Raw genomic sequence first — 12,441 nt, forward strand, 5'->3', positions numbered from 1 at the left:
ACCGTACGACACCCCCTAGAGTCGGGACATGACGACTCTCGACCTGCACGCCGACCCCGTCGACCTGACCGCCGCGCTGGTGGACGTCCAGAGCGTGTCCGGGCAGGAGGCGGCGCTGGCCGACGCGGTGCAGGCAGCGTTGCTCGCGCAGGCCGGGCACCTCGAGGTGGTGCGCAACGGCGACGCCGTGCTGGCCCGGACGAACCTCGGACGGCCCTCGCGCGTGGTGCTGGCCGGGCACCTGGACACGGTGCCGGTGAACGAGAACCTGCCGGTGCGCCGCGAGGGCTCCGGCGACGACGAGGTGCTGCACGGGCTCGGCACGGTCGACATGAAGGGCGGCGACGCGGTGTTCCTGCACCTGGCCGCCACCGTCACGCAGCCGCGCCACGACGTCACGTTCGTCTTCTACGACAACGAGGAGGTCGAGGCCGTGCGCAACGGTCTCGGCCGGATCGAGCGGGAGATGCCGGACTGGCTGGCCGGCGACCTGGCGATCGTCGGCGAGCCGTCGAACGCGGTCATCGAGGCCGGCTGCCAGGGCACCATGCGGGTCGAGCTGCGGCAGACCGGCAAGCGCGCGCACACCGCGCGAGCCTGGATGGGCGTCAACGCGATCCACGCGCTGGGCGAGCCGCTGCGCCGGCTGGAGGCGTATGAGGCGCGGGTGGTGGACATCGACGGCCTCACCTACCGCGAGGGCCTGCAGGCCGTGCGGATCTCCGGCGGGGTGGCCGGCAACGTGGTGCCGGACGAGGCGGTGCTCGCGGTGAACTTCCGCTTCGCCCCGGACCGCAGCCCGGAACAGGCCGAAAAGCACCTGCGCGAGGTGTTCGACGGCTACGAACTGTCCGTTGTGGACCTTTCGCCGGGTGCGCTGCCCGGCTTGACCGCCCCGGCGACGGCCGAGCTGGTCCAGGCCGCCGGCGGCGCGGTGGCGGCGAAACTGGGGTGGACGGACGTGGCCCGGTTCGCCGCGCTGGGCATGGCGGCGGTGAACTTCGGCCCCGGGAACCCCACGCTCGCGCACACCCGTGAGGAGCACGTCGCGGCGCGGGAGATCCGGCAGGTCACGCGCGTGCTGCGGGACTTCCTGGCCCAGTAAGCTCGGCGGGGTGACAGGGCCAGAAGTGGACGAAGCGTCCGAGTATCCCGAGCACCCGCGGGAGAAGCAGCGGGGTCCGGTCGTGCTGCGCCGCGAGCGCCGCATCGAGCAGACCACCACCGACCAGCGCCTGCTCGACTCGCGCGGGCCCAGCGACTGGGTGCACACCGACCCGTGGCGGGTCATGCGCATCCAGGCCGAGTTCGTCGAGGGTTTCGGCGCGCTGGCCGAGGTGCCGCGCGCGGTCACCGTGTTCGGCTCGGCCCGCACGCCCCGTGACCACCCGGAGTACGAGCTGGGCCGCAAGATCGGCGCGGGGCTGGCCAACGCCGGGTTCGCGGTGATCACCGGTGGCGGGCCGGGCGCGATGGAGGCGGTCAACCGCGGCGCGTCCGAGGCCGGCGGGCTGTCCATCGGCCTGGGCATCGAGCTGCCGTTCGAGCAGGGCCTGAACCCGTGGGTCGATCTCGGGGTGAACTTCCGGTATTTCTTCACCCGCAAGACGATGTTCATCAAGTACGCGCAGGCGTTCATCTGCCTGCCCGGTGGCTTCGGCACACTGGACGAGTTGTTCGAGGCGCTCACCCTGGTCCAGACCAAGAAGGTGACGAAGTTCCCGGTGGTCCTGTTCGGACGGTCCTACTGGGGCGGGCTCTACGACTGGGTCCGGGACGCGGTGCACGCCCAGGGCAAGATCAGTGACAAGGATCTGGCGCTGCTGCACCTCACCGACGACGTCGACGAGGCGGTGGCGATGGTCGAGGAGGCCTACAAGGCCTGGGAGGACACCCACTAAGTGAAGCGGATCTGTGTGTTCTGCGGTTCTTCCGGCGGCGGCGACCCGGTGTACGCCGACGCCGCCACGGCGCTCGGCAAGCTGCTCGCCGAGCGGGGGATCGGCTTGGTCTACGGCGGCGCGAGCGTCGGCCTGATGGGCGCGGTGGCCGACGGCGCGCTGGCGGCGGGCGGCGAGGTGATCGGCGTGATCCCGGAGCACCTGAAGCGGGTCGAGATCGCGCATGCGGGCTTGTCGGAGCTGGTGGTGACCGCCGACATGCACGAACGCAAGGCGAAGATGGCCGAATACGCCGACGCGTTCCTGGCGCTGCCCGGCGGCGCGGGGACGCTGGAGGAGCTGGCCGAGGTCTGGACGTGGGCCCAGCTGGGGCTGCACAGCAAGCCGATCGGCCTGGTCGACGTGCGCGGTTACTACCGCCCCTTCCGCGACTTCATCGACCACATGGTGACCGAGAAGTTCCTGCGCGCCGAGCACCGGGACCTGGTCTTCGTGGACGAGGACCCGGCCGCACTGCTGGACGCCTTCGCGAAGTACGAGGCCCCCGACATCGCCAAGTGGCAATAACAGCACCACCACCACCCAAACCGCCACCCGGCAGCAAAACGCAACAAACCCCCGAACCAGCCCGCCTCCCGCACCCGATCCCCAGCCTTCTTTGGCGGCCGATCAGGCGTGTCAAGGTACTCTTTCCAGCCTTGACACGCCTGCTCGGCCGCTAAAACACTGAAAGATCGGGTTCGGGAGGGCACTTCCAATCCGGGCGTAGCGAAGCGAAGCCGGTGCCCGAGATACCCGCGTAGCGGCTAAGCGGCCTCCCCAGGCCGCTTGTGGTACTTGTCCACGTACTCCTGCCCGGACAGCTCAGCGATGGCGTACATCACCTCGTCGGTGACAGCGCGCCGGATCGCCGGCGACGCGTCCAGCCCGTCGTAGCGCGAGAAGTCCAGAGGCTCCCCGAACTCGACGGTCACCTTCGCGAACCGCGGGAACAGCTTGCCCTTCGGCAGGAGCTTCTCCGTGCCGGTCAGCGCCACCGGCACCACCTTCGCGCCGGTCGCCAGCGCCAGCGAGCCCACCCCGGTGTGCCCGCGGTGCAGGCGGCCGTCGAGCGAGCGGGTGCCCTCCGGGTAGATGCCGAACACGCCGCCCTCGTCGAGCACCTTGCGCCCGGACTCCAGCGCCGCGAGCCCGGCCTTCGCGTTGCCGCGTTCCACCGGCACGAACCCGACCGCGTCCAGGAACGCGGCCATCAGCCGGCCGCGCAGGCCCTTGCCGGTGAAGTACTCCGCCTTGCCGAGGAACCGCACCCGCCGGGGGCTGACCAGCGCCAGCAGCGTCGTGTCCACGGCCGCGCGGTGGTTGGGCGCGAGGATCACCGGGCCGTACGCCGGAACCCTCTCCGCGCCGCGCACCTCCGGCCGGTAGATCAGCTTGACCACCGGAACGGCCAGGAGACGGATCAGCTGGTAAAGCACGGTTCCTCCAGTTCGTCGTCGGTTCCAGCATGGCACGATCGGCGGTCATGGACACCGGCTGGTTCGCCCTGCGCACGTGGCAGGAGCCCGATTTCGACCCCGCTGACCTGGTACGGGCGAAAGCGGGCCGCACCGTGTCGGTGGTGCTGCCCGCGCTCGACGAGGAGCGGACGGTCGGCGACGTGGTCGCCTCGGTGCGGCCGCTGGTGGGCACTCTGGTCGACGAGCTGGTGGTCGTCGACTCGGGCTCCACCGACGCGACGATCGAGGTCGCCGCGGCGGCCGGGGCCCGCGTGGTGCGCCGCGAGGACGTGCTGCCGGACCTGGAACCGCTGCCCGGCAAGGGCGAGGTGCTGTGGCGGTCGCTCGCCGCGACCACCGGTGACCTCGTCGTGTTCCTCGACTCCGACCTCGTCGACCCCGATCCCGGGTTCGTGCCCGCGCTGCTCGGCCCGCTGCTGCTCACCGAGGGCGTGCACCTGGTCAAGGGCTTCTACCGGCGGCCGCTGCGGGTCGAGTCGGCCGAGGCCGGCCACGGCGGCGGGCGGGTCACCGAGCTGCTCGCCCGCCCGGTGCTGTCCGCGCTGCGGCCCGCGCTGTCGGCCGTGGTGCAGCCGCTCGGCGGCGAGTACGCGGCCACCCGCGAGTTCCTCGAATCGGTGCCGTTCGCCGCGGGGTACGGCGTGGAGATCGGGCTGCTGCTCGACGCCGAGGCCCGCTACGGCATGGCCGGGCTCGCCCAGGTCAACCTGGGTGTCCGCAAGCACCGGAACCGGTCGCTGCTGCAGCTGGGCGTGATGGCCCGGCAGATCCTCGGCACCGCGCTGGCCCGGTGCGGGATCGACGCGGGCGGCTCGGGGACGCTGACCCAGTTCGTGGCCGAGGCCGGGGCGTGGGTGCCGCGGGAGTCCGAGGTCCTGGTGGCCGACCGGCCGCCGATGCGGCAGGTGCGCTCGGGGGACGAACCGCGCCCGGGTGTGTCACGATTCTGACGTGACGACCGCCCTGATCTACCTCGTGATCATGCTGCTCGTGGCGGCGGTGGTGTTCCTGCTGGCCGCCGTCGTGTTCGGCCGCGGCGAGGAGCTCGCGCCGCTGCCGCCGGGCAGCTCGCCGACGCGCCTGCCGGTGCGCGACATCACCGGCGAGGACGTGCGAAAGGTGCGCTTCCAGCTCGTCCTGCGCGGGTACAAGATGTCCGAAGTGGACTGGGTGATGGGGCGGCTGGGCGCCGAGATCGACGAGCTGCGCGCCCGGGTGGCCGAGCTCGAGTCGGAACGGCAGACGTCGGGATGATCGACCTGGTCCTGTCCGTGGACGTGCACGCGGGCGCGGGCACGACGTGGCTCGCGCTGACCGACTGGGAGCGGCAGCACGAGTGGATGCTCGGCACGCACGTCGAGGTCGTCGAGGGCGACGGGCGCAGCGTGGGGTCGAAACTGAGCGCGTTCACCGGGGTGCGCGGCGTGGGCGTCACCGACCAGATGGAGATCACCAGCTGGGAGCCGCCGGTGCGGTGCACGGTCCGGCACCTGGGCAGCGTCGTCAAGGGCACCGGCGCCTTCCACGTGCACGCGAAGGGGGCGCACCGGTCCACGTTCGTCTGGTCGGAGAGCCTGGTGCCGCCGCTCGGGCCGGCGGGGCAGCTGGGGTGGCCGGTCGTCAAGCCCGCGTTCGTTCTTGGGTTGCGGTATTCGTTGAGACGGTTCGCGAAGTTCGCGGAGAGCTACTCGGTGGGGCAGGTGTGATGGAGTCGATCGGCGCCGACGGGGTGTCGCGGTGCCCGTGGGGGAACTCGGCGCCGGACTACGCCGAGTACCACGACACGGAGTGGGGCGTGCCGCTGCGCGGGCAGGACGCGCTGTACGAGCGGCTGTGCCTGGAGGCGTTCCAGTCGGGGCTGTCGTGGATCACGATCCTGCGCAAGCGGGAGGGTTTCCGGACCGCCTTCGCCGGGTTCGTGCCGGAGAAGGTGGCCGAGTTCGGCGAGGACGACGTCGAGCGGTTGATGGCCGACGCGTCCATCGTGCGCAACCGCGCGAAGATCCTGGCCGCGATCACGAACGCCCGCGCGATCACGACGCTGGACCAGCCGTTGGACGACCTGCTGTGGTCGTTCGCGCCGACCGGGAAGCGGGCACGCCCGCGCACGATGGCCGACGTCCCGGCGATCACCCCGGAGTCGACGGCGATGGCGAAGGCGCTGAAGAAGCGCGGGTTCGCCTTCGTCGGCCCGACGACGTGCTACGCGCTGATGCAGGCCACCGGCATGGTCGACGACCACTTGGTGACCTGTTTCCGCGCGACGTCCTGATGCTCCCGGTCGCCGACGCCTCGACCGTGGTGCTCGTCGAGGGCGACAGCGACCGGATCGCCGTGGAAACGGCTGCCGTGATCCGCGGCCGGGTTCTGGACGCGGAGGGCGTGGCGGTCGCGCCGGTCGGCGGGGCGCACGCGATCGGCCGCTTCCTGACGCGGTCGGGTCTGCTGGACCGCCCGGTGCGGCTCGCCGGGCTCTGCGACCTGGCCGAGGCGGAGGTGTTCCGGCGCGGGCTGGCCACGGCCTCCGGCGCCGAGCACTTCGGGGTCTTCGTCTGCGTCGATGACCTGGAGGACGAGCTGATCCGCGCGGTGGGCGCCACGGGCGTCGAGGCGGTTTTCGGCTCCCAGGGCGATCTCGGGTCGTTCCGGTCGCTGCAGCGCCAGCCCGCCTGGCGCGGCCAGGAGGTGGAAGCGCAGGCGCGGCGGTACCTGGGCGCTGGGGCGGGCCGCAAAGCGCGCTACGCGCGGCTGCTCGTCGAGGCGGCGGCCGGCCGGGGCGCCCTGCCCCGGCCGCTCGACGCCCTGCTCACCGCGGTCTGACCTACTTCCCCTGGAAGTCCGGCTTGCGCTTGGCGACGAACGCCTCCACCGCCTCGCGGTGGTCGGCCGTCGAGCCGAGCACCGTCTGTGCGGCATCCTCCGCGGCCAGCGCGTCCTCCAGCGAGCCCTCCGCGGCCACGGTCAGCACGTGCTTGATCTTGGCGTAGCTGACCGTCGGCCCGGCGGCGAGCTTCGCGGCCAGCGCCTGCGCCCGGCCGGCCAGCTCCGCGTCCGGCACGACCTCCGTGACCAGGCCAAGCGACAGCGCCTCCTCGGCGCCGACCGTGCGCGCCAGCAGCATCAGCTCGGCCGCCCGGCCGTAGCCGACCAGTCGCTGCAGCGTCCACGACGCGCCCGAGTCCGGGCCGAGCCCGACATTGGCGAAGGCCATCAGGAAATTCGCCGACGAGGCGGCCACCCGCAGGTCGGCGGCGTAGGCGAAGGCCGCCCCCGCGCCCGCGGCCGGGCCGTTCACCGCGGCGATCACCGGCTTCGGCATCTCCACGATCGCCCGGACGATCGGGTTGTAGTGGTCCTGCACGGTCCGCAGCGGCGCCGGGTCGCCGGCCTGCAGCAGCCCGACGTGCTCCTTGAGGTCCTGGCCCGCGCAGAACGCCTTGCCCGCGCCGGTCAGCACCACCGCGCGCACCGCGGGGTCCGACGACGCCTCCCGCAAGGCGGCGAGCAGGCGCTCCTTCAGCTCCACGGTGAGCGAGTTGTAAGCCTTGGGGCGGTTCAACGTCACGGTGCGCACGCCGTCGGCGTCGGCGGTGAGCAGCACGTCCTCGGTGGTCACCGGAGGTCCTCCTGAAAACTCGGGTGCGGGGCGATACCAGCACCTAAGCAAACACGAAAAGATCGGTCCGCGTTCGCGCGCCCATCCTGATGAGGGAGAATGGGCCCTGACCCGGTTGGCTTGAGGAGCGCGACCCGGGCGCGCCGGTTGATACGGAGGGAGCACGCTATGGCGGCCATGAAGCCCCGGACCGGAGATGGTCCCCTCGAGGTGACTAAGGAGGGGCGGGGCCTCGTGATGCGCGTTCCGCTCGAGGGCGGTGGGCGACTTGTCGTCGAGCTGTCGGCCGAAGAGGCCAAGGACCTGGGGGTTGCCCTGCAGGAGGCCACCAGCTGAGCACTTCCGTTCCCGTCGTCACCGGCTGACGTCACGCGCGGCCGCAGTCCCTTGAGTTCCAGGAGGTCGCCAGATGGCGCGGTTCCCCCTGCCGTCCGTTCCCAGCCGGCTGATCGACGTCGAGGTCGCCGACGCGCGCCGTCGCGGCGCCGACCTGGCCGTCCTGGTCCCCGCGGGTGCGGCCGCGCCGGTCGCCGGGGTCGAGCACTCCGGCAAGGCCGGTGAGGTCCGCCGGGTCCCCGCCGGGGACGTGCGCTGGCTGGTCGGGATCGGCGAGGGTGAGCCGGTGCAGTGGCGCACCGCGGGCGCGGCGCTGGCCCGGGAGGCCGCCGACGTCAAGGCGGTGCAGGTCGAGCTGGGTGGCGACGTCACCGGCGAGCAGGTCGCGGAGCTGACCCTGGGTGCGCTGCTCGGCGGGTACCGGTTCAAGGTCACCGCGGAGGCGGACCAGCCCGCGCTGCGCACCCTGCGCCTGATCACGCCGGAGGCCGGTCACCAGCGGATCGTCGAGCGCGTGCGGGTGCTGGCGGGGGCGACGGCGCTGGCCAGGGACCTGGCGAACACGCCGTCCAACGTCAAGAACCCCGAGTGGCTGGCGGACACCGCCGCGCGCCTGGCCGGTGAGGTGCCCGGCCTGAGCGCCACGATCCGGGACGAGGAGTGGCTGGCCGCGCAGGGCTTCGGCGGGGTGCTCGCGGTCGGCGGCGGTTCGGCGAGCCCGCCGCGGCTGATCGAGCTGACATACCGGCCGCGCGGCGCGGTGCGGCACCTGTTGCTGGTCGGCAAGGGCATCACGTTCGACACCGGTGGCCTGTCGATCAAGCCGGCCGACGGGATGCACCTGATGCGCACCGACATGGCCGGCGGTGGCGCGGTGATCGCCGCGGCGCTGGCGATCGCGTCGCTGCGGCTGCCGGTGCGGGTCACGGCGCTGGTGCCGGCGGCGGAGAACCACGTGTCCGGTTCGTCGTACCGGCCGGGCGACGTGGTGCGGCACTACGGCGGGCGGACCACCGAGGTGTCCAACACCGACGCCGAGGGCCGCATGGTGATGGCCGACGCGCTGGCCTACGGGATCCGCCGGTTCACCCCGGACGCGGTGGTCGACGTGGCGACCCTGACCGGCGCGATGAAGGTCGCGCTGGGCCTGCGGACCGGCGGGTTGTTCGCCACGGACGACAAGCTGGCCGACGAGATCCGCGAGGCCGGCGCGAGCGTGGGGGAGGCGTGGTGGCGGATGCCGCTGCTGGACGCCCACGCCGACGCGGTGCGCGGTGAGCTCGCCGACGTGAAGCAGGCGCCGGGCGGGCCGGGCGGCATCACGGCGGCGCTGTTCCTGCGCGAGTTCACCGAGGGCCTGCCGTGGGCCCACCTGGACATCGCGGGCCCCGCGAGAGCCGAAAAGCCCTACGCGGAGGTCGTCCCCGGCGCGACGGGCTTCGCGGCGCGGACGCTGGTGGCGTTCGCGGAGGCGTTCGGCAGCGACCAGGCGTAGTTCCAGCGCCCTCGGCGCAGCCGCCGCGGGAGGGCCGCAGGCGTGGCGCCCGCCGTTGGCGCGTAGCCCGAGGTGCGGGGCTGTGCGGTGTGCCCGTGGTGGTATTCCGGCGCTCTGCGGCTGGGCGCGGCGTGCGGTTCCGGTCAGGCGTAGCGCGCTCCGTTGGCGCGGACGTAGTCGCGGAAGGCGGAGACCGCTGGGGTTGGCTCCTCGCCTGCTCGCCAGGTCAAGCCGATCGTCCGGCTGACCTGCGGGGACAGCGGCACCTCCACCACCCCCGCCGGTGGCGCGGGCCCGAACCGCGGCAGCAGCGCCACCCCGAGCCCCGCCGCGACCAAGCCGCGCGCGGTGTCCGACTCCTGGCTCTCGAACGCGATCTTCGGCTCGAAACCGGCCGCCGCGCAGAGGCCGTCGATGATCTGCCGCAGCCCGTAGCCGTGCTCGAGCGTCACGAACGGCTCGTCGGCCAGTTCCTCGACCCGGATCCGGCGCCGTCGGGCCAGCGGATGCGCCTCCGGCACCGACAACAGCAGCTCCTGCTCCGACAACGCGCAGCTGTCCAGCGCCGCGGTCTCCGGCAGCGGCGCCACCAGCGCCAGGTCCAGCTCACCGTCCGCGAGCCGGTCCAGCACGTGCTGCCGCGAGCCCTGGACCAGTGAAAACCGCACCCCCGGGTAGTCGATGCGGAAGTCGCGCAGCAGCGACGGGACCAGCCACCGGCCCAGCAGGTGCAGGAACCCGAGCACCACGTGTCCGCGGTCCGGCGAGATCTCCTCCCGCGTCTGCCGCACGCCCGTCTCGACCGCACCGAGCGCCCGGGCCGCCGTCGCCGCGAGGATCTCGCCCGCCCGCGTCAGGCGGACGCCGCGCCCGTCCGGCCGGGTCAGCGGCGCGCCGACGACCTCGGACAACGCGGCCAATCGCCGGCTCACCGTCGGCTGCGGGACGCCCAGCCGTTCCGCCGCGCGGGTGATGTTGCGTGTTTCACGCAGCGCGGCCAGCAGCGCCAGGCTGGGGGCCAGCTCCGCGGCCAGCCGCTGGTCAGACGCTTCGGCCGGATTCTCATACGCCACGGTATGAATAATGCCAGTTCCGCGCATTAGAAGTATCTTTTAGCGCGGCTTACTTTCGAGGGCGTGCCAGTCGATCTGCTCGCCCCCGCCCGCCCGGAGACGCGGCGGGTGAAGCTCGCGGTCGCCGCCGCCGGGATCTCGTCGTTCGCCCTGCTCTACGCGCCGCAGCCGGTTCTGCCGCAGCTCGCCGCGCAGCACCACCTGGACCCCGGTTCGGCGTCGCTCGCGGTGTCGGTGGCGACCGGGGCGCTCGCGATCGCGGTGCTGCCGATCGCGGCGCTGTCGGAGATCGTCGGGCGGCGGCCGATCATCGTCGCGTCGGTGACGATGTCGGTCCTGCTGGGCCTGCTGATGCCGTTCGCGCCGTCGTACCCGGTGCTGCTCGCGCTGCGGGCGCTGCAGGGGATCGCGATCGCCGGGTTCCCGGGCGTGGCGTCGGCGTACCTGGTGGAGCAGCTCGGCAAGACCGGGGTGGCCGCGGCGGTCGGGGCGATGATCGCGGGCAACACCGTGGGCGGGATGCTCGGCCGGTTGTCCGCCGGGTTCAGCGCGGAGGCGCTGGGCTGGCACGGCGCGCTGGCCGTGGTCGCGGGCGTGGCACTGGTGTGCAGCGCGATCACCGTTCTGTCGCTGCCTCCCGGTGCGCGGGTGACCGCCTCGGGGGAGCGGTCGCGAGGCGTGCTGAGCGGGATGGGACTGGCGTTGCGGCGGCCGGTGCTGCTGGCGCAGTACGGCGTGGCCCTGCTCGCGATGGGCGCCTTCGTGGCGATGTACAACGCGGCCGGGTTCCGGCTGACCGGGGACCTCGGCCTGTCGCCGGCGGTCGCGTCGCTGGTGTTCCTCGCCTACGCGGTGGGCTCGGTGTCGTCGTCGAACGCGGGCCGGCTGGTCACCCGGTTCGGCCGGCCGCGGGCGGTGCTCGGCGGACTGGCTGTGATGGCGACCGGGATCCTGCTGACCCTGCCCGACTCGCTGCCGCTGGTCGTGCTCGGGTTCGTGGTGCTGACCGGCGGGTTCTTCGCCGCGCACGCGGTGGCCAACGGCTGGGCCGCGGCCGAGGCGCCGGAAGGCGCGCGCGGTCAGGCGTCCGGCATGTACACGCTGGCCTACTACCTGGGCAGCAGCGTCGGCGGCACGCTCGGCAGCATCGTGTTCGGGCACTTCGGGTGGAGTTGGCTGGTGGGTGCCGCGGTGGTGTGGCTGGCGCTGGCCGGCGCGGCGGTGGTCAGCCTTCGAGCGGCTGCCACCCGGCGTGCGGCAGTCCCGGCCTGAGCGGCCGTCGCACTCGAGCGGCTGTGCCCGAAACCCTTCCTCAGCCCTCCAGCAGGAAGTACTCGTTCCCGAACGGGTCGGCGAACCACGTCGCTTTCGCGCCCCATGGCATGACCTGCGGCTCCTGCGCGAAGCGCACGCCTCGCGCGGACATCTCGGCGTAGGCGGTGGCGACGTCCGGCGTGATCACCGTGATGCCCGTGCCGCCCGGGGTCACCGCGCGCTCGTAGACCTCCGGCTGCCCGAGCACGATCGACGTCTGCGCGCCCGGCGGCGCCACGGTCAGGAACCGGTGGACCGGCCCGAACCGCACGTCCTCCCGCTTCTCCCAGCCCAGCGTGCCGACGTAGAAGCGCAGGGCTTCCTCCTGGTCGCCGACCAGGATCGTGGCGGAGTGCAGGTGGGTGATCACCTCCGCACGCTACGGCGGCGCTCTCACCGGTGTCTTCTCCGTTCTTGCGCATCGGCCGAGGCCAGCGCGGGCAGCGCGATCAGCACCGGCGGTGACCAGTCCTGACCCAGCTCCAGGTGCACGTCCCGGTGGTGCACCGGCGACTCCGCGGACACCCGCACCGCCCGCGGGCAGGCGCCGAGCACGCCCCGGCCCGGGATGAGCTGGGCCGTCAGGTCCGAGCCGGTGGGCAGCGCGGACGACATCACCCAGTACGTGCCCGGTGGCACGCCGGTGAGCAGGAAGTCGCCCGGTTCGGCCAGCAGCGTGCCGCTGACCGGGAACCCGCGCGCCGCGCGCTTGGGGAACAGCCCGACGTAGACCGCTGGGTTCGGGCCCAGCGCCATCAACGCGGCCGGGCTCAGCCGGACCGTGCCCATGACCGTGCCGCCGCCCGCGCCCGGCACCGACACCGGCTGCGGTGGCGAGCCGGTGAGCACGTCCGGCAGCCGCCGGAACTCGACCGGCGTGGTGCCGACCGCGGCGGTGAAGCGGGTGGTGAACGTGCCGACCGCGGAGAAGCCGACGGCGTTGCAGATGTCGATGATCCGCTCGTCGGTCCGCAGGAGCAGCTGTTTGGCGCGCTCGAACCGCCGGGCGGTCAGGTACTGGCCCGGTGGCATGCCCAGCTCGCGCTCGAACGTGCGCGCCAGGTGGAACGGGCTGTAGCCGACGTGGTCGGCGACGTCCCCCAGGCCGATCGGTTCCTCTGCCCGCGTGCTGATGAACCGCGCGGCGCTGACGACTGCCTCGCGCATGACGACCCCCTCGTCGATC

Annotated in this window: 16 protein-coding genes; 11 read left to right on the top strand and 5 right to left on the bottom strand. The window is 72.8% G+C overall.

Annotation, left to right across the window (positions count from 1 at the left end; translation table 11 throughout):
- The first annotated feature begins 28 nt into the window (after positions 1 to 28).
- Genes dapE through IE290_RS32885 form a run of 3 tightly spaced genes read left to right on the top strand, consistent with a single transcriptional unit; the run spans position 29 to position 2,468 of the window.
- Positions 29 to 1,105, top strand: a complete 1,077-nt coding sequence (gene dapE, locus IE290_RS32875; protein ID WP_191248629.1) for a succinyl-diaminopimelate desuccinylase — start codon at positions 29 to 31, stop codon at positions 1,103 to 1,105.
- Positions 1,106 to 1,130: 25 nt separating this feature from the next.
- Positions 1,131 to 1,901, top strand: coding sequence for an LOG family protein (locus tag IE290_RS32880; protein ID WP_191248758.1), 771 nt, complete (start codon positions 1,131 to 1,133; stop codon positions 1,899 to 1,901).
- Positions 1,902 to 2,468 (top strand): LOG family protein, encoded by a 567-nt coding sequence (locus tag IE290_RS32885; protein ID WP_191248630.1) that lies wholly within the window; start codon positions 1,902 to 1,904, stop codon positions 2,466 to 2,468.
- A 239-nt stretch (positions 2,469 to 2,707) separates the two neighbouring features.
- On the opposite strand, the gene IE290_RS32890 is transcribed toward IE290_RS32885, so the two are convergent.
- The gene (locus IE290_RS32890) at positions 2,708 to 3,379 is read right to left on the bottom strand and encodes a lysophospholipid acyltransferase family protein (protein WP_191248631.1); all 672 of its coding nucleotides are present in this window, start codon (positions 3,377 to 3,379) and stop codon (positions 2,708 to 2,710) included.
- A 47-nt stretch (positions 3,380 to 3,426) separates the two neighbouring features.
- On the opposite strand from IE290_RS32890, the gene IE290_RS32895 reads away from it, so the two are divergent.
- Genes IE290_RS32895 through IE290_RS32915 form a run of 5 tightly spaced genes read left to right on the top strand, consistent with a single transcriptional unit; the run spans position 3,427 to position 6,241 of the window.
- Positions 3,427 to 4,371 carry a glucosyl-3-phosphoglycerate synthase gene (locus IE290_RS32895; protein ID WP_191248759.1) on the top strand — a complete coding sequence of 315 codons (945 nt, stop codon included), beginning with the start codon at positions 3,427 to 3,429 and terminating at the stop codon, positions 4,369 to 4,371.
- Position 4,372: 1 nt separating this feature from the next.
- Positions 4,373 to 4,675, top strand: a complete 303-nt coding sequence (locus tag IE290_RS32900) for a DivIVA domain-containing protein (protein ID WP_191248632.1) — start codon at positions 4,373 to 4,375, stop codon at positions 4,673 to 4,675.
- Positions 4,672 to 5,127 (top strand): SRPBCC family protein, encoded by a 456-nt coding sequence (locus tag IE290_RS32905; RefSeq protein WP_191248633.1) that lies wholly within the window; start codon positions 4,672 to 4,674, stop codon positions 5,125 to 5,127. Before IE290_RS32900 ends, IE290_RS32905 begins: the two co-directional genes overlap by 4 nt.
- Positions 5,124 to 5,693, top strand: a complete 570-nt coding sequence (locus tag IE290_RS32910; RefSeq protein ID WP_308431399.1) for a DNA-3-methyladenine glycosylase I — start codon at positions 5,124 to 5,126, stop codon at positions 5,691 to 5,693. The genes IE290_RS32905 and IE290_RS32910 overlap by 4 nt, the downstream gene beginning before the upstream one ends.
- Entirely contained in the window at positions 5,693 to 6,241 is a 549-nt protein-coding gene (locus IE290_RS32915) for a TOPRIM nucleotidyl transferase/hydrolase domain-containing protein (protein WP_191248635.1), read from the top strand. Before IE290_RS32910 ends, IE290_RS32915 begins: the two co-directional genes overlap by 1 nt.
- 1 nt (position 6,242) lies before the next feature.
- On the opposite strand, the gene IE290_RS32920 is transcribed toward IE290_RS32915, so the two are convergent.
- Positions 6,243 to 7,037, bottom strand: a complete 795-nt coding sequence (locus IE290_RS32920) for an enoyl-CoA hydratase-related protein (protein WP_191248636.1) — start codon at positions 7,035 to 7,037, stop codon at positions 6,243 to 6,245.
- Between the two features lie 168 nt (positions 7,038 to 7,205).
- Here IE290_RS32920 and IE290_RS32925 point away from each other — a divergent pair, with 168 nt between their 5' ends.
- Positions 7,206 to 7,373 carry a DUF3117 domain-containing protein gene (locus IE290_RS32925; RefSeq protein ID WP_081617745.1) on the top strand — a complete coding sequence of 56 codons (168 nt, stop codon included), beginning with the start codon at positions 7,206 to 7,208 and terminating at the stop codon, positions 7,371 to 7,373.
- A 73-nt stretch (positions 7,374 to 7,446) separates the two neighbouring features.
- The gene (locus IE290_RS32930; RefSeq protein ID WP_191248637.1) at positions 7,447 to 8,868 is read left to right on the top strand and encodes a leucyl aminopeptidase family protein; all 1,422 of its coding nucleotides are present in this window, start codon (positions 7,447 to 7,449) and stop codon (positions 8,866 to 8,868) included.
- Positions 8,869 to 9,011: 143 nt separating this feature from the next.
- Here IE290_RS32930 and IE290_RS32935 read toward each other — a convergent pair whose 3' ends face one another.
- Positions 9,012 to 9,941 carry a LysR family transcriptional regulator gene (locus IE290_RS32935; protein ID WP_191248638.1) on the bottom strand — a complete coding sequence of 310 codons (930 nt, stop codon included), beginning with the start codon at positions 9,939 to 9,941 and terminating at the stop codon, positions 9,012 to 9,014.
- Positions 9,942 to 10,049: 108 nt separating this feature from the next.
- Here IE290_RS32935 and IE290_RS32940 point away from each other — a divergent pair, with 108 nt between their 5' ends.
- The gene (locus tag IE290_RS32940) at positions 10,050 to 11,213 is read left to right on the top strand and encodes an MFS transporter (RefSeq protein ID WP_191248760.1); all 1,164 of its coding nucleotides are present in this window, start codon (positions 10,050 to 10,052) and stop codon (positions 11,211 to 11,213) included.
- 40 nt (positions 11,214 to 11,253) lie between these two features.
- Here the strand turns inward: IE290_RS32940 and IE290_RS32945 are convergent, their stop codons facing one another.
- Both IE290_RS32945 and IE290_RS32950 read right to left on the bottom strand, forming a co-directional pair.
- Positions 11,254 to 11,625, bottom strand: a complete 372-nt coding sequence (locus tag IE290_RS32945; RefSeq protein ID WP_191248639.1) for a VOC family protein — start codon at positions 11,623 to 11,625, stop codon at positions 11,254 to 11,256.
- Positions 11,626 to 11,648: 23 nt separating this feature from the next.
- A complete protein-coding gene (locus IE290_RS32950; protein WP_191248640.1) occupies positions 11,649 to 12,422 on the bottom strand; it encodes a helix-turn-helix transcriptional regulator in 774 nt (257 codons plus the stop codon).
- Positions 12,423 to 12,441 lie beyond the last annotated feature (19 nt).

Source organism: Amycolatopsis deserti (genome assembly GCF_014653945.1).
Taxonomy (GTDB): domain Bacteria; phylum Actinomycetota; class Actinomycetes; order Mycobacteriales; family Pseudonocardiaceae; genus Amycolatopsis_E; species Amycolatopsis_E deserti.